This is a genomic window from Rathayibacter sp. PhB179 (assembly GCF_004345345.1).
GTDB classification, from domain to species: domain Bacteria; phylum Actinomycetota; class Actinomycetes; order Actinomycetales; family Microbacteriaceae; genus Rathayibacter; species Rathayibacter festucae.
Window position 1 is genome coordinate 234,560 of the sequence record NZ_SLVD01000001.1, and the last position, 18,084, is coordinate 252,643.

Here is an 18,084-nt window from a genome sequence, read left to right on the forward strand (position 1 = left end):
GACCGCGCCCTTAGGGCGTTCGCCCGATGATCCCGTCGCGCAGGGCCTGCCGGCGCAGCGCGATCTTGGTGCTCACGCCCACGCCCTCGGCGCGGTACTTCGCCCGGGCGTTCCGCAGCGAGCTGCGCGCCGCGTCCTGGGTGATCCCGAGCTCGGTCGCGACCTGCTTGAGCGAGAGCCCCTCGACGAAGAGGCCGACGATCCGGCGCTCGCGGGCCGTCAGCGGGCCCGTGCCGCCGCCGCCCAGCAGCGCCCGGGTCTGCGGGGTGAGGAAGCACTCCCCGCGCGCCGCGGTGCGGATCGCCTCGAGGATCACCTCCGTCCGCTCGCTCTTCACCAGATAGCCGCGCGCTCCGGCCTCCAGCGCCCCCGCGACGGTCTCCGCCTGGGAGTGGGTGCTGATGATGACCGGGGCCGCGCCGGCGGCGGTGATCGTGCGGATCTTCATCGCGAGGTCGAGGTCGTCGCCGAGGTCGATGTCCAGCAGCACGACGTCGGTGGGGAAGCGCGGATGCGCCAGCAGACCGGTCCAGCTCGAGGCCGTCGCGACGACGCGGATCTCGGCCCCGGAGCGGTTGATCCACTCGGTGAGCGCGCTGAGCAGGATCGGGTGGTCGTCGAGGATCGCGAGGGCGATCCCGGGCTGCTCGACGGTCGCCGTCCCGGCGTCCGCGCTCACGCCGGCCGCCCCGGCGGGCGGTGGTCCAGCTCGATCGTCGTGCCCGTGCCCTCGGGGGACGCCCGGTGCGCGCCGATCTCGCCGAGGATCCCCCAGACCGCCGGGTCGACGTCCCGCGGTCGCAGGCCCGGCGCGCGCAGGACGATCCGCACCGGCACCGCCGCGTCCTCGCGCTGCGCGAGCACCAGCTCGAGGGCGGGCCGGCCCGCGGCGGCCTGCGCGGTGAGCAGCCAGAGGACGGAGAGCAGGCGCGAGCGGTCCGGCGGCGCCAGAGCCGCGGCGACCCCCCGCGGGTCGCGGACGAGCACCGCTCCGGAGAGCAGCGCGGACTCCTCCACGGCGATCACGAGCCAGGTGCGGTCGTGGCTGCGCGCCAGCACCTCGCGGAGCCGGTCGCCGAGCACCCGGGCCCGCTCGCCGAGGTCGGCGTCGGGCGCGGCGCCCCGGGCGACGACCTCCTCGAGCAGCTCCGCGATCTCCGCGTCGACCCGCGCGAGCTCCACGGCCGCGAGACTGCCCGGACCGGTGCCCGGCCCATCGACCACACTGTCGGCCAGGGTGCGATCGAGCCCGCGGTGCACGTGGCGGTCGAGCGCGGTGAGCAGCGAGGCGTAGACCGCCACGGGGGTCGTCGCCAGCAGCACGTTGCCGACCGCGATGCTCGACCCCTCTCCGGAGATCAGCGCGTGGGCGAGCAGCCCGAGCAGGCTCAGCCCGACGAGCACGATGATCGCCGCGGTGCTCCGCGACGGCGGCTGGAAGCCGAGCAGCGCGATCACCGTCGCGCCGACCCCGATGCAGACCGTCGGATAGTAGAGCGGCGCCGGCGCCGGCAGCGCGTAGTCGGCGAACTCCAGCGCCATCGCCACCGCGTCGACGGCGAGCACCCCGGCGAAGACCGGCCGGGGCAGCTCGCCGTGCCGCGTCACCACGACGACGATCCCCACCGCGAGCGCGGCGAGCACGAGCGCCCAGGACAGACCGGACAGCCCGGTCGCCGACCGGTCGTTGAGCGCCCAGAGGAAGGACGCCAGCCCGCGGACCACCAGTGCCACGGTGATCGCGAGGAAGCCGGCGCTGAGGTAGCTCGCGGTCAGGCGATGGGTGCGGGTGATCCTCTGGCGGACCGAGTCGAGCGTCCTCGGCCCCTCGCCGGCCGCGCGGACCAGCTCGACGAGCGTGCCCTCTCCGGCGCGGTCGGCGGGGTCGGAGCGGTCGGCTCCGGCGGAGCGGTCGGCGTGGTCGCCGGCCCCGATCGGCGCGGTCATCGCGGCACGCTCAGCAGGACGGTGGTGCCGGCGCCGACCGCGGAGAAGATCCGCACCGTGCCGCCGACGGCCTCGATCCGCCCGACGACCGACTGCGCGAGGCCGAGCCGCGACGCGGGGACGGCCGCGGGGTCGAAGCCGCGCCCGGCGTCGGCGACGGTCACGCGGACCGAGTCCGCCCCCTCGTCGAGCGTGACGTGGGCCGTCGCCGCACCGGAGTGGCGCCGCACGTTCTCGAGGCACTCCCCCGCCGCGCGCGCGAGGGCGTCGAGCGCCGCGCCGGGCAGGGGCGGCGCGTCGGGCGCGGCCGTGCCGGAGTGCCAGCGCACCTGCACGCCCAGCGCCTCCGCGCGGCGGCCGACCTCGGCGAGCACCGAGGGCGCGCTGCCCGCGTCGTCGGTCGGCGCCGGGCTCCCCTCCGCGGAGTCGGCGGGGGCGGGATCGGCGCGGTCGAGCCGGCGCAGCAGCGCGAGGTCCGCCGCCGCCTGCGAGCGCAGCGTCGCGGCGGGGACGCCCTCGCCGCGGTGGGCGAGCAAGGTGAGGGTGGCGAGGATGGTGTCGTGCATCAGGCGCGCCTCGCGACGGCGCTGCGCCTCGCTCTCGCTCGAGCGGCGCTCGGCGGCGTGCGCCGTGCGCAGGCGGGTGGTGCCGGCGTGGGCGCGCTCGACGCTCGAGGCGAGCCAGCGGGCGCCGATGACGGCGACGATCCAGCAGACGACGACCGAGAGTCCGACGAACAGCGCCCGTCCCGAGCCGCTCGTCGCCGCCATCCCGAGGGCCAGCGCCGGGACGCCGCCGAGGACGGCCGCCCAGCCGAGCCGCGGCGACGAGCCGATCGCGAGCAGCGGGGCCGGCAGCGCCATCGAGGCGAGCATGGTCACGCAGCTGAGCACGGTGCGGTCGCCGTCCGGGACGCCCGGGCCGAGGAACGCCGCGAGCGCGACGACGCCGAGCACGAGGCCCGCGATCACGGCCCGCGCGCCGCTCGGACCGGCGCGGCGCGAGGAGAGCTGGATCGCGGCGCTGATCACGAGCAGGAGGGCGCTCGGCAGCACGGCGGGCAGCTCGGTCGGCACGAGCATCACCAGGTGGAGCGCGGACGCGCCCGCGAACACTCCCCCGGCCCGGCGCGCGCAGGCGACGCCGACCTCGCTCTGCTCGCGGCCGAGCTCGAGCTCATCCGCGACGGCGGCCTCGGCGCTCGGGAGCCCGGCACTCGTGAGCAGCATCGACACCTCGCCGTGAGGGGTGCGCGAGCCGCACCCGGAGTTGCATCGTGGCACAGGCGCGGGCCGCCTGAGGAGCCGGTCTGGACCCGACGGTCGCGCTCGGGCGCTCCTCTCCCGTAGAGTGGAGTCATCTCCTGGGCGATCGCCCGAATTCCACGGCTGAGAAGTCGCACGACGACGAAGAGACTCAGCCCCTGATAGAGACCGCAACGATCGAGTGCATCGCCCTCGATCCGCCGGTTCGAACGCCCGCCTCATCCGCGGGTACCGCCCTTCACAGGACGCCGCGGAAGCCGCGCCGTTCCTCGTTCGACCCCCGCTTCTCCGACACTCTCGGTGAGCGGGACGTTCTCCCCCGCGCAGTCGCACTCCCCACGAGGAGCCGCGCTCTCCGCCCCCAGACGACCCGGATCGACCGGCCGACGCGTGTTTCACCCGCGGCGGACGAGCGGACCGGGTACCGCACAGCTGTGCGAAATCTAACGACGGCCGCTCACGCGGGCGTCACCATCACGTAAGGAAAAGAAATGCCTACTGGCACCGTTAAGTGGTTCAACTCCGAAAAGGGCTTCGGCTTCATCGCTCCCGACGACGGAGGCGCCGACGTGTTCGCGCACTTCTCCGCCATCGCCAAGGAGGGCTACCGCGAGCTCGTCGAGAACCAGCACGTCGAGTACGACGTCGAGCAGGGCCGCAAGGGCCCGCAGGCCGCGAACATCCGCGGCGTCGGCGAGTAATCACCGACTCCAGCGTCACACGGCCTCCGGGTCGCAACGACCTCTGAACGCCCCGTCCACCGCGATCCTCGGATCCGCTGGGCGGGGCGTTCGCCGTTCCCGGTCCGACCCACCCGGAGCCCGCCGCGGCGGTATCCTCGCCAGCATGGGACGACTGATCTACGGGCCGCAGTCACTCGAGATCGACTTCGACGATCGACTGCTCGCCCACCTCAAGGTGGCGATGTTCGCGAAGATGCGGCGGAACGAGTCGTTCAGCCTCTCCTGGACCGAGCCGGAGTCGAGCGGCTACGGCCGCAGCTCCGTCTGGATCCACCCGACCACGCCGCTGCACTTCCGCTTCCACGGCGGCCGGCGCCCGGCGCTCAACCGCGCCTGGATCGACGAGCTGATCGCCCACGCCAACAGCACCGGCGAGCTGGTGCTCACCGAGGAGCCCCCCGAGTACACCTGACTCCCGGACACGCTGATCGAGTAGCGCCCGCAGGGCGCGTATCGAGATCCACCCCCGCCGGACGACGAGCCTGCCGTGAACGCCGGGTCTCGATACGCCCCTCCGGGGCTACTCGACCAGCATGTCCGCGGGCGTCTCTTCCGCGGGGCTCAGACCACGCGGGGGCGGGCGGTGTGCACGAGCTCGTCGTGGGGCAGGGCGCGCAGGCGGGACGCGATCTCCTCGCGGGCGGTGGTGTCGACCGAGGCCCAGGCGTACTCCTCCGGCCAGAGCGGGGTGACGGTCACCAGCTCGACGTCGCCCGTCGCCAGCTCGAGGCGCTCGGGGAGTCCGCCGCCGCGCAGGCCCAGCAGCACGCCGACCGAGCCGCGCTCGTCCGCCCAGGCGGCCGGTGCGGCCGCGCCCGGAAGAGTGGCCGTGTCGACGCCCGTGCGGCAGCACACGCCCTGCAGCGCGGCGAGCCGCGCCGCCTCGTAGAGGACGCGGAACTGCCAGTGGTTCCAGAGGTCGGCCGCGGGGATGCCGCGCAGCGCCGAGGTCTCGAGGCACAGCTCGAGCCCGAGGCCGGTGCCGGGGCGGGCGAGGCGGTCGAAGGGATCGCTCAGGCCGTCGGTGGCCAGCACCACGGAGGAGCCGCGCTCGACGCGGAGGAAGGCGCGGTGATCGGTGGGCCAGCGGGCGCCTCCGCGGACGCCCGGGTCCTCGGTCGAGACGACGACCGTGCGGTCCAGGTCGCCGACGCTGCGCCACAGCTGGGCGCGGTCCTCGGCCACGGCCTCCGCGAGGGCCTTCCGCTCGTCCGGGGTCCAGCGGAGCTCCCGGGTGCGGTTGAACAGCAACGACATGAGACTCTCCGTCCACGCGGCGGGCCTGCCGCGTCCTCCGGAACCGTACGGGGCCCGCCAGGGGGGCTCCTCCGAGCAACCGGAGTAGTTCCTGGACGCGAAGCCCCGCGCGGGACGGCGTCAGCCGAGCGGATCGACGCCGTTCTGCCGCCAGCGCTCGTCCGCGAGCTGGCCCGAGCCGGCCTCCCCGTCGTGCGCGCCGAGCGGCTCGGCCTCGCGCCGCGCCTCGACCGGGACGGCCCCGAGCGAGGTGCCCGCACCCTCGGCCGTGCTGCCGGGGGCGAGCAGCCCCTCCTCGTCCTCGCGCGAGCCGACCTCGTCCTCCGGGGCGTTCTCGGTGCCGCTCTCGGCCATCGAGTCGTAGGGGTGGTCGGGGTCGGCGCTCTCCTCGGGAGTCGTGCTCTCCTCGTTGTCGGCGTCGGCCGGCTGCACGTCGTCCGGGTGCTCGACGTTCGCCGAGCCTCCGCTGGTGAATCCGGCGAACTCGGGGCTGTCGTCTGCGCTCATGGCCGCCACGGTAGCACCGGGCGGCCAGCGCCTAGGCTCGGAGGACGACCGCCTCGGCGGCGCGACGACGGGAGCGGGAATTGCGACGACTCGGCTACGAGCGGTTCGGCGGACCGGACGTGCTGTCCTGGCGGGAGGCCCCGGTGCCGATGCCCGGACGCGGCGAGGTGCTGGTGCGCACGCGCGCCGCGAGCATCAACGCGACCGACGAGAAGATCCTCTCCGGTGCCGCCCGGATCATGGCGGTCGGCCGGAAGCGCCCCTACGGCTTCGGACTCGACATCGCCGGCACGGTCGAGGCGCTCGGCCCCGGCGACCACTCCGTCTCGATCGGCGACCGCGTCGTCGGCATGACCCGCGACGGCGACGCGTTCGCCGACGCCGCGATCGTCCGCGGCCGCTCGCTGGTCCCGCTGCCCGACTCCCTCGACGACGTGCAGGGAGTGACGCTGGCGATGTCCGGCGGCACCGCGATCGGCACGGTCGACGCCCTGCGGGTCCGCGCCGGCGAGCAGATCCTGGTGGGCGGCGGCTCCGGCGCGATCGGGAACCTCGTCGTGCAGCTGCTGCTCCGCGCGGGCTGCACCGTCGCCGCGACCGGCTCGGCCGCGTCCGCCGACACCCTGCGCGCGCTCGGCGCCGAGCCGCACGACTACCGCCTGCTCGACCTCGGCGTGCTCGGCGGGCGCTTCGACGCGGTGCTCGACGTCTCCGGGCACCTGCCGGCGAGGGACGCCGCGCTCCTCCTCGCCGACGGCGGCCGCTACGCCACCCTCGTGCCGAGCGGCCCGGACCTCGGCGCCCAGGCGGCGAGCCTCGTCCGGCGCGGCCGCCCGAAGGTGAGCAACCTGATCGTGACGGCGAGCGCCGAGCGCATCGGCCGGGCCGTCTCACTGGCCGTCTCGGGCGAGCTCGTCCCCACGGCCGGCGCCGTGCATCCGCTCGAGGACGTCATCGCCGTGCTCTCGCGGCGGGCGCAGGGCACCGACCGGACGATCGGCAAGATCGTCTTCACCGCCGACGACGCGGCTCCGCTGAGCTGACCGGACCCGAGCCGACCGGCTCGGCGGACTCGCCCTTCTCCTCGCGCGGCGCCGCGCCGCCGAGGGAGAGGGTCGCCGCGAAGCCGACGGCGAGGAAGCCCGCCGCGGCGAAGGCGGCGAAGCGCGTGCCGTCCGACAGCGCTTCCCCGGCCGCGCGGGCGACGTCCGCCGTGCCCGGATCGGCCGCGAGTCCGGCGATGGCCGCTCCCGAGGAGTCGACGACGGCGTCCACCGTGCTGCTGACCTGCGCGGCCGGCAGCCCCTGCTCCTCCAGCGACGAGGTGAGCACGCCCGCGGTCGAGGTGTAGAGGATGGTGCCCAGCACCGCGATGCCGAGTGCCGAGCCGATCTGCCGGGCGGTCGACTGGGTGCCGGAGCCCTGGCCGCTGAGCTCGACGGGCACGTCGCGGAGGACCACTCCGGTCAGCTGCGCGGTGGCGAGGCCGACGCCGAAGCCGTAGACGGCGAGGAAGGGCACGAGCGCCCACCACGGCGTCGTGTCGGAGACGACGGCGCCGATGCCGACCACACCCACGATCTCGGCCGCGAGCCCGACCCGGACGATCAGCACGGCGGAGACGCGGTTGCCGAACGCACCCGCGAAGCCGGAGGCGACGAACGAGCCGAGCGCGAGGGCGATCAGCACCAGCCCGGTCTGCACCGCGGTGTAGCCGAGCACGTTCTGCAGCCAGATCGGCAGGGCGAGGATGATGCCGAACTCGCCGAGCGAGACGATCATCGCGGCGATGCTGCCGTTGCGGAACGAGGCCAGCCGGAAGAGCCTCAGCGAGAGCATCGCCGAGCGGCCCGCGCGCTCGCGGGCCCGGCCCCAGAGCACGAACGCGATCGTCGCGAGGACCGCGACGACGAAGGCGACCGGCACCGGCGAGGGCAGCCACCAGCCCAGGCTCCGGCCCTCGATCAGCCCGAAGACCAGGCCGGCCGAGGCGACGACCGAGAGCAGCGCGCCGACCAGGTCGACGCGACCCGCGTCCGGCTGCTTCGACTCGTCGACGAAGAGCAGCGCGCCGACGACGATGACGATCCCGAGCGGGATGTTGATCCCGAACGCCCAGCGCCAGGAGAAGTCGGTGGTGAGCCAGCCGCCGAGCAGCGGGCCGACGGCGGTCATCCCGCCGATGGTCGAGCCCCAGACGGCGAACGCGATCGCGCGCTCCTTGCCGCGGAAGGTCGCGTTGATCAGCGACAGCGTCGACGGCAGCACCATCGCGCCGCCCACGCCCTGCACGACCCGGGACAGGATCAGCAGGTCGCCGGTGGCCGCGAGCGAGGCGGCCACGGACGAGAGCGCGAACAGCGCGATGCCGACGACGAGCATCCGGCGCCGCCCCCAGCGGTCGGCGAGCGTGCCGAAGGCGAGCAGGAGCGCGGCGAAGACGAGCGTGTAGGACTCCTGCACCCACTGCACCTGGGTCGAGGTGATGCCGAGGTCCGCGACGATCGACGGGATCGCCACGTTCACGATCGTCGAGTCGACGATGATCGTCGCGACGCCGAGGCTGATCACGATCAGTCCGATCCAGCGGCGCCGAGCTGCTGCGAGAGCCATGAGGCCGTCCTCCTCCGCCCCGGAACCGGTCCGGAGCTCAATTAGTAAGCCAGCTGACTATATGCCTCGGCGGGCCGATCGCGCCAGGGTGGCGCGTGGAGAGGGGTCCGGAACAGTACCGGCCCGTGCCCCGCTGGACAAGGGCGAGAACCGCTCAGGGAGCGTTCGTCAGGATGGTCGCATGCCCGCATCTCCCCGTTCCTTCCCCTATCCCCTCGGCGTCTCCCTGCGCGGCGACGCCGGCGCGAACGTCGCCGTCTACTCCGAGACCGCGGACAGCGTCGAGGTCTGCCTCTTCGACTCCTCCGGAGCCGAGACCCGTGTCGCCCTCTCCGAGCGCACCGGACACGTCTTCCACGGCATCGTCCCCGAGATGACGGTCGGCACCCGCTACGGTCTGCGCGTCGACGGCCCCTGGGACCCCGCCAACGGCCTCCGCCACAACGCCGCGAAGCTCCTGCTCGACCCGCACGCCACCGCGATCGAGGGCGGCTACGACTGGAGCGAGGACGTCTTCGGCCAGTTCTACGAGGACGCCGACACGCGCAACGACGCCGACGACGCGGCCGCCGTGCCGCGCTGCGTCGTGACCGACCCCGACTCCTTCGACTGGACCGGCGACGAGGCCCCGCGCATCCCGCTGGACGAGACCGTCGTCTACGAGGTGCACGTGAAGGGCTTCACTCAGCTGCACCCGGACGTGCCCGAGAACGTCCGCGGCACCTACCGCGGCCTCGCGCACCCCGCGTCGATCAAGCACTTCACCGACCTCGGCGTGACCTCGGTCGAGCTGCTGCCGGTGCACCAGTTCGTGCAGGACTCGCACCTCGTCGAGAAGGGCCTGCGCAACTACTGGGGCTACAACTCGCTCGGCTTCTTCGCGCCGCACAACGAGTATTCGCACGCCGGCGACGACGGCTCGCAGGTCGACGAGTTCAAGGCCATGGTCAAGGCGTTCCACGAGGCGGGCCTCGAGGTCATCCTCGACGTGGTCTACAACCACACCGCCGAGGGCAACGACAAGGGACCGACGCTGTCCTTCAAGGGCATCGACAACGGCTCGTACTACCGCCTCGTCGAGGACGACCGCGCCAACTACTTCGACACCACCGGCACCGGCAACAGCCTCAACGTCGCGCATCCCGCGGCGCTGGGCCTGATCATGGACTCGCTGCGCTACTGGGTGACCGAGATGCACGTCGACGGCTTCCGCTTCGACCTGGCCACCACGCTCACCCGCCAGACCGGCGAGGCCGAGGTGCACAGCGCCTTCCTCGACCTGATCGCGCAGGACCCGGTGCTCGCGCCCGTCAAGATGATCGCCGAGCCGTGGGACACCGCCGGCTACCAGGTGGGCGGCTTCCCCGCCGACTGGTCGGAGTGGAACGGGAAGTTCCGCGACGACGTGCGCGACTTCTGGCACGGTGCCGACTCGGTGCTCGGCACGACCGCGCAGCGGATCCTCGGCTCGCCGGACGTCTACGAGGCCGACAAGCGCTCCCCCGTCTCGAGCGTCAACTTCGTCACCGCGCACGACGGCTTCACTCTCGCCGACCTCACCGCCTACTCGCGCAAGCACAACGCGGCCAACGGCGAGGACAACAACGACGGCGAGAGCGACAACCGCTCCTCGAACAACGGCGCGGAGGGCGCGACCGACAACGGCGCCGTCAACGAGCGCCGGGCCCGGATGCGCCGCAACTTCCTCGCGACGCTGCTGCTCTCGGCCGGCGTGCCGATGATCCTCGGCGGCGACGAGCTCGCGCGCACCCAGGGCGGCAACAACAACGCCTACTGCCAGGACGACGAGATCTCGTGGTTCGACTGGGAGAACGCGGACCTCAACCTGCTCGCCTTCACCCGCGAGCTGATCGCGCTGCGGAAGGCCGAGCCGGCCCTGCGGCCGAAGTGGTTCCGCCGCGCCCCCGGCGACGGTCCCGAGACCGTCGACATCCTGCGCTCGGACGCCGCCGGCTTCGCCGACGAGGACTGGGACAACCCGGACGCCCGCTCGATCACGTTCGTCTTCCGCTCCGAGGGCAGCGCCAGCTTCGCGCTGCTGCTGAACTCGGCGGAGAACGGCGTCGAGTTCACGGTGCCGGACGCACCCGGCGCCGAGTGGCAGCTGGCCGCCTCGAGCGACCCGGAGCAGGTCGTCGAGGGCGAGGTCACCACGCTGATCGTGCGCGACGCGTCCTTCACGCTGCTGCGCTCCGCCGCCTCCTGATGACTGGGCCGGGCCGGACCTCGCGGCGCCTGCGCTTCAGCGGGCGCATCGCGGGGTTCGGCACGGCCTCCGGCACCCGGATCGTGCTCGGGCTGTGGGAGAGCACGCCGTTCGGCGCGTTCGCCGACGCCATGGTCGAGCGGGCGGACGGGCACCGGCTCCTGATCGCGCCGACGGACGAGGTCGCGGACTTCATCGGGTCGACGTACTCGTTCGACGAGGTGCGGCTCGCGCCGGTCGCCTGGCACCGCGTCGACGGCGGGATCGAGGCCACGGCCGGCGCGCTCTCGCTCGCACTGCGGCTCGGCGAGCTCACTCCGCTGGGCCGCCTGCTGCGCGTCGTGCCGCGGCCGCTCGCCGAGCACCCGGCCTGGTTGACCGCGATCTCCCCGGTCGCCTCCGTGCTGGTGCGCGGCGTGAGCACCGCCGGCTCGGCCGGCCACGGCAGGCGGGAGTACTACGGCGTCCGCGCCATCCGCTCGATTTTCGGGGTCACCGCCTCGCTCGACGGCGCGGACCTCGGCGCACTCGGCCCGCTGTCGCCGCCGGTCCGCTTCGGCTTCTCGTCGGCACCGGCCACGCCGGCGATCGTCGACGTCACCACCACCATCACGCTGCCCCGGACCCCCGGTGCGGCACGAGAGAGAGGAAGCGCCTCATGAAGAAGGGCGACAAGATCAGCTGGAACACCTCGCAGGGCGAGACCCACGGCGAGCTGGTCGAGAAGAAGACGAAGGAGTTCCAGTTCGAGGGGCAGAAGTTCAACGCCTCGGACGACGAGCCCTACTGGATCGTGCAGAGCGACAAGACCGACGCGAAGGCCGCGCACAAGGAGTCCTCGCTCAAGAAGAAGTAGCGGCGCACACTGGGGAGCATGAGTGACGACGACGACGTGCGCCGACTGGCGCTCCTGCTCCCCGGCACCGAGGAGCGGACCGCCTACGGCACCCCGGCCTTCTACGCCGGCCCGAGGATGTTCGCCCGCCTGCACCAGCGGCCGGGTGTCCTGCTCGTCTGGCGGGCCGATCTCGGCGAGCGCGAGGCGCTGCTGCAGAGCGACCCGGAGACGTACTTCACGACGAGCCACTACGACGGGCATCCGAGCGTGCTCGTGCGGCTGGAGAAGATCGGCGCGGACGAGCTCGGCGAGCTGCTGCGCGAGGCGTGGGCCGCGAGGGCGCCGCGCCGGCTGCTCGACGGCGAGGCCTGACTCCTAGATCCCACGGCGACGAGTCACAGCTGTGCGCCGCGGCGACGAGTCACAGCTGTGCGCCGCGGCGCACCAGCTCGTGCACCCAGGCGAGCTTCTCGGCGATCGCGGGCGTGATGACGAAGGGGTAGAGGTCGTCCTTGCCCATCGAGCGGTTCACGCTGTTGAGGGCGAGCGAGAAGCCGTGCCAGCGGGCGAGGATCTCGGGCATCTCCAGGCCGGAGACCCGCTCCGCTCCGGTCGCCTGCACGCCGCCGACGAGCGACTCGGGGAGGCGGCCCCAGGGCCCCGCGACGGTCAGGCCGACCGTGGCGGTCGTCTCCAGCGCGTCGGCGATGTGCAGGTAGTGCGCGAAGGTCTCGGCGAAGTCCTCCCACGGGTGCGTCGTGGCGTACTGCGAGATGTGGTCGCTCGCCCAGTCCTCGGTCGAGGAGCCGCCGTAGTGCGCGTCGAGCGCGGCGCCGTAGTCGGCCCGCTCGTCGCCGAACAGCGCGCGGAACGCGGGCAGGAGCGACGTGCCGTCGACGAGCAGCTGCCAGTAGTAATGGCCGATCTCGTGCCGGAAGTGGCCGAGCATCGTCCGGTAAGGCTCGCCGAGGCGGGCCTTCAGCGCCTCGCGGTGCGCGTCGTTCCCCTCGGCGAGATCGACGGTGATCACGCCGTCGGCGTGCCCGGTCGTCACGGAGCCCTGCGCGGAGGAGAGCAGCTCGAAGGACAGCCGCCGACCGCGGTGCACCGGCAGGTCGAGGTGCCGCAGCTGGCGCAGCAGCCGCCGCTTGGCGAACTCGGCGACCGTCAGCTGGCTCAGCGTCGCCGCGTCGTACACCGGCGGCCGGGCGCTGGTCAGGGCGCAGGAGGCGCAGGCGCCGCCGGTGCCCTCCGCCGCGAGCCAGGTGCAGTCGATCGTTCCGCGGTAGACGCAGAGCGCGCGCCCCTCGGCCTCGACGAGCACGTCCGCGTCGACGTCGTAGGCGAGCGGCGTGCCGCAGCGCAGGCACCGCGCGTCCTCGAACTCCACCCGCGCCTCGCAGTGCGGACAGCCGAAGACGCGCATGACGGGCGAGTTTACCCGCCTTCAGGCCCGACGAGCCTCGAGCCCTCACCGGCGTCGGCGCCGGCCATGTCGGCGAGGACATCGACGACGACGCTCCGGATCCCCGCGAACGCCTCCGACGACGAGTCCGCCGCCCAGGAGAGCGAGGGGAACTCCGCCACGGTGCCGAGGAACTGCTCGTCCTCCTGCGACCACTGGACCCGGTAGGTGCAGCGCTCCGCATCGATCATCGTCGCTCCCCTTCCCCTTCTCGGTCGCCGCGAGCACCTGCTCGACGTGACCGGACGAGTATCACGGGCGATCTCAGCGAGGCAGTGATCGTGCGCCAGGCCACGTCACCGCGAACGGCGTCTCTCCAGACCTCGCCTGCGCGGAGACGGTGGGCCGGGCGCAGGACGCGCTCCTCACCGAACGGGGAGCGACCCGAGCCGAGGACGCTCGACCGCCGAGCGGTACAGTTGTGTCATGGACGTCAAGCAGGCCGCCGAGCGACTCGGAGTGACTCCGCGCCGCGTGGTGGCGCTGATCGCCGCCGGCCGGATCGAGGCGACGAAGGTCGGCCGCCGCTGGGAGGTGACGGAGGTGCCCGGCGCACGTTCGCGCCGTCCGCTCTCCGCCAGGTCGCGGCAGTCGCTGGCGCACGCCCTGCACGAGCGGACCCTGTCGGGCCTCGAGGGGCAGGAGCGCGCCAGGACCGCCGCGCGCATCCGCCGGCTCCGCGCGTCGCAGGACCCCGCAGGGTTGCTGGCGGACTGGTGGGGTGGAGAGGTGGAGTCCGGGCTCGTCGACTTCGGCACCAATCTCGTGCAGCACGCGCTCCACGGTGATTCCGACTACGTGCGGGAGGCTCTGCACCGACCGCGACGCGAGTACCTGCGACGTCTGGAAGACCTGGCGGATACTGTGAGCTCGGAGCGACGCATCATGGGACTCTCGATCGACGACCTCGCGCGAACCGCGGACGTGGACGTCTCCGACGTCCGACGCCTCGAACGCGGGCTGCCGGTGTCGCGGCCCTCGACCGCGCGACGAGTGCTGGACGCCCTGGGCGTCGAGCCGACCGCGCTTCCCGACCTGGTGCTGCGATGACGGAACGACTCGAAGCGTGGCTCGAAGGCAGACATGCCGGGCGGTTCACCCGAGACGCCGACGGCACGATCGGCTTCACCTACTCCGACGACGCACCGTCGACGCCGATCTCCCTGTCGCTGCCGCGCGAGGGCACGACGACGCGCACGGCGGCGGCGAGGTTCCTCGACAACCTGCTGCCCGACCAGGAGCACACGCGACGCCGGATGGCACAGGCGTACGGGGTCGCGAGCACGGGGACGTTCGAGCTCCTGCGCACGGTCGGCGGTGACGTCGCCGGCGGCCTGGTGCTCCTCCCGGACGGCGAGGCACCGCCGACAGGACCGGCGCAGCTGAACCCCGCTCTCGATGGGGACGTGGCCGATCGCATCAACAGCATCAAGCTCGATCCAGATGCCTGGGTGCCGAGACAGACTCCCGCGCGCTTCTCCCTCGCGGGAACGCAGGGGAAGTTCGCCCTGGCTCGAGTGGACCGGAACTGGTACTGGTCGAACGCCGCCGTGCCGTCGACCCACATCGTCAAGCCCGCGCGCCTCGAGCACCTCGGTCTCGAGGCGGCGGAAGCGGCCGCGCTGACGCTGGCTGCGGACGTCGGCCTCCATGCTCCCCGGGCGGCTGTCCTGCACACGAAGGATCAGACGGCCTTCGTCGTGGAGCGCTTCGACCGGATTCTCGACGATGAGAGCGTCTTCGCGCGACGGATTCATGCCGAGGATCTCGCTCAGGCGCTGGGCATCGACGTTGCACGGAAGTACTCCGTGACGGCCGCGCAGATCGTGGAGAAGCTCCGGTCGGTCGACGCGACCGGCGGGGTGGTGCGCGCCTTCCTCCGGCAGCTGGCCTTCAACATCCTCATCGGCAACGCTGACGCGCACGCCAAGAACTACTCCGTCCTTCTCCGCCCCGACACCGTCCTCCTGGCCCCGATCTACGACGCGGTTCCGACCGGCCTGTACCCGGCGTTCGATCAGGAGCTGGCGATGCGCATCGCCGGCGCGCGGTTCCCGCAGGCGGTGACGCAGAACCACTGGCGGAAGTTCGCGAGGAGCACGGGGATCGACGAGGAGGAGGTCGTCACTCTCGTGGAAGAGGTGGCGCGCGGCGTCGCCGCGAGGAACGACACCGCGTGGAGAACTCTCGACGACGATCAGGCGACGCTTCTGAAAGAGACCGTGGAGCGCAACGTCGCCGTCGCGCTGGCACGGCCCCGCCGGGCGACTGAGACCTAGGCGATGCGGATCAGCTTCTTGTTGACGAACTCCTCGAGGGCGCTGCGGCCCATCTCGCGGCCGGTGCCCGAGCGCTTGACGCCGCCGAAGGGGAGCTCGGCCGCGTCGCCGAGGACGAGGTTGATCCAGACCATGCCGGCGTCGATGCGGTCGGCCAGGCGGAGGGCCTGCTCCGAGTCGGTCGTGTAGAGGTACGAACCGAGGCCGTACGGGGTGTCGTTGGCGAGCGCGATCGCCTCGTCCTCGTCGTGCACGCGGTAGAGCGCGGCGACGGGGCCGAAGAACTCCTCGCGGTAGGCGTTCATCTCGGGGGTGACGTCCTCGAGGACAGCCGGCGGGAAGAAGTTGCCGGTGACCTCGCCGCTGGCGCGCACGGTCGCGCCCTGCTCGCGGGCGACGGCGAGCTGCTGCTCGAGGCGCTCGGTCGCGGCGGCGGAGGAGAGCGGGCCGAGCAGGGTCCCCTCGGCGAAGGGATCCGCGGGGCGGGCGGCGGTGAAGGCCGCGGTGAACTTCTCCGCGAACGTGTCGTAGAGCGCGTCGATGACGATGAAGCGCTTGGCGGCGTTGCAGGACTGGCCGTTGTTGTCGAGGCGGGCGGCGACCGCGTCCTCGACGGCCTTGTCGAGGTCGTCGGTGGAGAGCAGCACGAACGGGTCGGAGCCGCCCAGCTCGAGCACGACCTTCTTGAGGTTGCGGCCGGCGATCTCGGCGACGGCCGCTCCCGCGCGCTCGGAGCCGGTGACGGAGACGCCCTGCACCCGCGGGTCGGCGATGACGGTCGCCGCCTGGTCGTTGCTCGCGTAGAGGTTGACGTAGACGCCGGCGGGGGCGCCGAGCTCCTCGGCGGCCGTGCGGAAGATGTCGGCGATCGCGGCGGCCGACTCCGGGCACTGCGGCGCGTGCTTGAGCATGATCGTGTTGCCGTTCACCACGTTCGGGCCGGCGAAGCGGGCGACCTGGTAGTAGGGGAAGTTCCAGGGCATGATCCCCAGCAGCACGCCCAGGCCCGAGCGGCGGACGAACGCCGAGCCGGTGCCGTCGGCCAGCGCGATCGGCTCGTCCTTCAGGAACTCCTCGCCGTTCTCCGCGTAGTAGCGGTAGATGTCGGCCGCGAAGCCGACCTCGCCCTGCGCCTGGTCGAGCGGCTTGCCCATCTCTCGGACGATGATCTCGGCGAGGGCGTCCGCGCGCTCGACGTGCAGGTCCGCGACGCGGGCGATCAGCGCGGCGCGGGTGGCGACGGGCACGGTGCGCGACCAGGTGGAGTACGCGTCGTGGGCCGAGGCGATCGCGTCGGCGAGCTCGGCGTCGGTGATGCCGGGGTACTCGCTCAGCGTCTCGCCCGAGGCCGGGTCGATGACGGCGTAGCTGCTGCTGCTCATGCGGGGAGTGCTCCTTCACGGTCGCGGGCCGGCGCGGTCGCGTCGGCGGTGTCGTGCTGTCTCTCGGCGTCGGCGGTGTCCTCGTCGAGGATCTCCTGCGCCAGGCGCCGTCCGACGCGGATCGCGCCGTCGACGTGCTGGTAACCCTCGGCCGCGAGGTCGCTCGAGCCGAAGCGGAGCGGCCCCACCGGCTCGAGCTGCAGCGCGCCGTAGCGGGTCAGTCCGCCGAGGTCGAAGCTCGCGGCGTACGCGCCCTGCGTCCACTCCTCCGACGCCCAGTCGCTCTCGTAGTAGACGACGGGGTCGAGCGCGGCCGGGCCGTAGTAGGCGGCGAGCGAGTCGAGGATCGCGGCCTTCCGCTCGGCCTCGGGCAGCGCGAGCACTCGGTCGGCCTTCTCGTCCGAGACGAAGCCGACGAGGGTGCCGCGCTCCTCCCCCGCGTTGGAGTTGTCGTAGGCCTCGTGCACGAGGGCGTGCGGGCTGAACGCGGTGCCGGAGAGGCCGTCGGCGCGCCAGAACGGGGTCGCGTAGGTCGCGTGGACCTTGATCACGAGGCCGAGGGACTGGTGCTGGAGGGCCTGCTGGCGGAGCCGGGGCAGCGGCGGGTCGAAGGTGATCCGGTTGACGAGGTTCGGCGGCACGGCGACGATCGCGCGGCGGGCTCGCACCGTGACGCCCTCGGCGCGGACGGTCACGCCGTCGTCGCCGTACTCGACGGAGCGGACGGGCCGGCCGAGCAGCACGCGCTCGGCGCCCACGCGCTCGGCGAGCCGCTCCGGGACCTGCTGGAGCCCGCCGAGGACGCGCTTGTCGAGGATGAAGTCGGCGTCGACGAGGTTGCCGAAGCTGCCCGCGCTCGCCGCCATCAGCAGGGCCTGCAGCAGCGAGAAGGAGTGCGCGGGCTTGGTGAGCATGGCGTCGGCGATGAAGAGCGCGATGTTCGCGCGGGCCTCGGCGTCGTCGCTCTGCGCCTCCAGCCAGGCGCTGAAGCTGATCCGGTCGTAGTCGTGCGCCCGCGGGTGCGACCACGGCGCGGACGGGTCGGTCTCGGCGACGAGGCCGTCGAGGATCCCGATCAGGCGCTCGATCTCGGCCTCGGTGTCCGCGCCGCCGGGGAAGATGTCGCCGGTGAAGCGCCGGGCTCCGCCGTCGGCGCCGATGTAGACACTCTCGCCCTCGCGGTAGCGGGAGTAGGTGTCCAGGCCCAGCTCGTCGAGCGTCTCGAGCAGGGCGGTCTGATCCGGCGAGACCCACTGGCCGCCGAGCTCGAACATCTGGCCGTCGACCACGCGGGTCTCGAGGCGGCCGCCGACGCGCTCGCGCGCCTCGAGGACGACGACGCGGCGGCCCTGCTCCTGCAACCGGAGGGCGGCGGTCAGGCCGGTGGCGCCGGCGCCGATCACGACCACGTCGCAGTCGAGATCGGATTCGAGGGCGGTCGCGCTGGACTCCACCACGCTGTGCATGACAACTCTTTCCGTCGGTGATCCCCGCTTTCGACGAGGGATTGCGAACAATTCTGGCACAGCAACGGTGGAGAAGGGCAGTGCGGGACGTGACG

General features: G+C 72.9%; 19 protein-coding genes. 9 read left to right on the forward strand and 10 right to left on the reverse strand.

Features of this window, described 5'->3' with window-relative positions:
• Window positions 1-10: 10 nt before the first annotated feature.
• The 3 genes from EDF43_RS01145 to EDF43_RS01155 are packed head-to-tail and all read right to left on the reverse strand — an operon-like array spanning window position 11 to window position 3,176.
• A complete protein-coding gene (locus tag EDF43_RS01145) occupies window positions 11-679 on the reverse strand; it encodes a response regulator transcription factor (protein ID WP_132434924.1) in 669 nt (222 codons plus the stop codon).
• Window positions 676-1,947 carry a hypothetical protein gene (locus tag EDF43_RS01150; RefSeq protein WP_132434926.1) on the reverse strand — a complete coding sequence of 424 codons (1,272 nt, stop codon included), beginning with the start codon at window positions 1,945-1,947 and terminating at the stop codon, window positions 676-678. The genes EDF43_RS01145 and EDF43_RS01150 overlap by 4 nt, the downstream gene beginning before the upstream one ends.
• Window positions 1,944-3,176 carry an ATP-binding protein gene (locus EDF43_RS01155; protein ID WP_132434928.1) on the reverse strand — a complete coding sequence of 411 codons (1,233 nt, stop codon included), beginning with the start codon at window positions 3,174-3,176 and terminating at the stop codon, window positions 1,944-1,946. The genes EDF43_RS01150 and EDF43_RS01155 overlap by 4 nt, the downstream gene beginning before the upstream one ends.
• 527 nt (window positions 3,177-3,703) lie before the next feature.
• Between EDF43_RS01155 and EDF43_RS01160 the strand changes: the two genes are divergently transcribed.
• Both EDF43_RS01160 and EDF43_RS01165 read left to right on the forward strand, forming a co-directional pair.
• On the forward strand, window positions 3,704-3,913 hold the full coding sequence (locus tag EDF43_RS01160; RefSeq protein WP_123444803.1) for a cold-shock protein: 210 nt from the start codon (window positions 3,704-3,706) through the stop codon (window positions 3,911-3,913).
• Window positions 3,914-4,058: 145 nt separating this feature from the next.
• A complete protein-coding gene (locus EDF43_RS01165; protein ID WP_132434930.1) occupies window positions 4,059-4,367 on the forward strand; it encodes a hypothetical protein in 309 nt (102 codons plus the stop codon).
• A 149-nt stretch (window positions 4,368-4,516) separates the two neighbouring features.
• Here the strand turns inward: EDF43_RS01165 and EDF43_RS01170 are convergent, their stop codons facing one another.
• Both EDF43_RS01170 and EDF43_RS01175 read right to left on the reverse strand, forming a co-directional pair.
• Window positions 4,517-5,212, reverse strand: coding sequence for a hypothetical protein (locus tag EDF43_RS01170; RefSeq protein WP_132434932.1), 696 nt, complete (start codon window positions 5,210-5,212; stop codon window positions 4,517-4,519).
• 120 nt (window positions 5,213-5,332) lie between these two features.
• Entirely contained in the window at window positions 5,333-5,719 is a 387-nt protein-coding gene (locus EDF43_RS01175; protein WP_132434935.1) for a hypothetical protein, read from the reverse strand.
• A gap of 80 nt (window positions 5,720-5,799) precedes the next feature.
• On the opposite strand from EDF43_RS01175, the gene EDF43_RS01180 reads away from it, so the two are divergent.
• On the forward strand, window positions 5,800-6,762 hold the full coding sequence (locus EDF43_RS01180; protein ID WP_132434937.1) for an NADP-dependent oxidoreductase: 963 nt from the start codon (window positions 5,800-5,802) through the stop codon (window positions 6,760-6,762).
• On the opposite strand, the gene EDF43_RS01185 is transcribed toward EDF43_RS01180, so the two are convergent.
• The gene (locus tag EDF43_RS01185) at window positions 6,731-8,332 is read right to left on the reverse strand and encodes a DHA2 family efflux MFS transporter permease subunit (RefSeq protein ID WP_123735549.1); all 1,602 of its coding nucleotides are present in this window, start codon (window positions 8,330-8,332) and stop codon (window positions 6,731-6,733) included. The two genes, EDF43_RS01180 and EDF43_RS01185, sit on opposite strands and share 32 nt — an antisense overlap.
• Window positions 8,333-8,513: 181 nt before the next feature.
• On the opposite strand from EDF43_RS01185, the gene glgX reads away from it, so the two are divergent.
• From glgX to EDF43_RS01205, 4 genes are read left to right on the forward strand one after another with little or no spacing between them, the layout of a single operon-like run.
• Window positions 8,514-10,559, forward strand: a complete 2,046-nt coding sequence (gene glgX / locus EDF43_RS01190; RefSeq protein ID WP_132434939.1) for a glycogen debranching protein GlgX — start codon at window positions 8,514-8,516, stop codon at window positions 10,557-10,559.
• Window positions 10,559-11,221 carry a hypothetical protein gene (locus EDF43_RS01195; RefSeq protein ID WP_132434941.1) on the forward strand — a complete coding sequence of 221 codons (663 nt, stop codon included), beginning with the start codon at window positions 10,559-10,561 and terminating at the stop codon, window positions 11,219-11,221. The genes glgX and EDF43_RS01195 overlap by 1 nt, the downstream gene beginning before the upstream one ends.
• A complete protein-coding gene (locus EDF43_RS01200) occupies window positions 11,218-11,415 on the forward strand; it encodes a DUF2945 domain-containing protein (protein ID WP_123701627.1) in 198 nt (65 codons plus the stop codon). The genes EDF43_RS01195 and EDF43_RS01200 overlap by 4 nt, the downstream gene beginning before the upstream one ends.
• 18 nt (window positions 11,416-11,433) lie before the next feature.
• Entirely contained in the window at window positions 11,434-11,769 is a 336-nt protein-coding gene (locus EDF43_RS01205; protein ID WP_123444796.1) for an MmcQ/YjbR family DNA-binding protein, read from the forward strand.
• A 49-nt stretch (window positions 11,770-11,818) separates the two neighbouring features.
• On the opposite strand, the gene EDF43_RS01210 is transcribed toward EDF43_RS01205, so the two are convergent.
• Both EDF43_RS01210 and EDF43_RS01215 read right to left on the reverse strand, forming a co-directional pair.
• Window positions 11,819-12,823: a putative zinc-binding metallopeptidase gene (locus EDF43_RS01210; protein WP_132434943.1), complete on the reverse strand. Its 1,005-nt coding sequence runs from the start codon at window positions 12,821-12,823 to the stop codon at window positions 11,819-11,821.
• Between the two features lie 11 nt (window positions 12,824-12,834).
• Complete coding sequence (locus tag EDF43_RS01215) at window positions 12,835-13,053, reverse strand: hypothetical protein (protein WP_132434945.1); 219 nt, start codon at window positions 13,051-13,053, stop codon at window positions 12,835-12,837.
• 235 nt (window positions 13,054-13,288) lie between these two features.
• Here EDF43_RS01215 and EDF43_RS01220 point away from each other — a divergent pair, with 235 nt between their 5' ends.
• Together EDF43_RS01220 and EDF43_RS01225 are read left to right on the forward strand one after the other, a co-directional pair.
• A complete protein-coding gene (locus tag EDF43_RS01220) occupies window positions 13,289-13,912 on the forward strand; it encodes a helix-turn-helix domain-containing protein (RefSeq protein ID WP_132435657.1) in 624 nt (207 codons plus the stop codon).
• Complete coding sequence (locus EDF43_RS01225; protein ID WP_132434947.1) at window positions 13,909-15,141, forward strand: HipA domain-containing protein; 1,233 nt, start codon at window positions 13,909-13,911, stop codon at window positions 15,139-15,141. The genes EDF43_RS01220 and EDF43_RS01225 overlap by 4 nt, the downstream gene beginning before the upstream one ends.
• Here the strand turns inward: EDF43_RS01225 and EDF43_RS01230 are convergent.
• Window positions 15,138-16,523, reverse strand: a complete 1,386-nt coding sequence (locus EDF43_RS01230; RefSeq protein ID WP_132434949.1) for an NAD-dependent succinate-semialdehyde dehydrogenase — start codon at window positions 16,521-16,523, stop codon at window positions 15,138-15,140. The two genes, EDF43_RS01225 and EDF43_RS01230, sit on opposite strands and share 4 nt — an antisense overlap.
• Window positions 16,520-17,989, reverse strand: coding sequence for an NAD(P)/FAD-dependent oxidoreductase (locus tag EDF43_RS01235; RefSeq protein WP_132434950.1), 1,470 nt, complete (start codon window positions 17,987-17,989; stop codon window positions 16,520-16,522). The genes EDF43_RS01230 and EDF43_RS01235 overlap by 4 nt, the downstream gene beginning before the upstream one ends.
• Window positions 17,990-18,084: the final 95 nt, after the last annotated feature.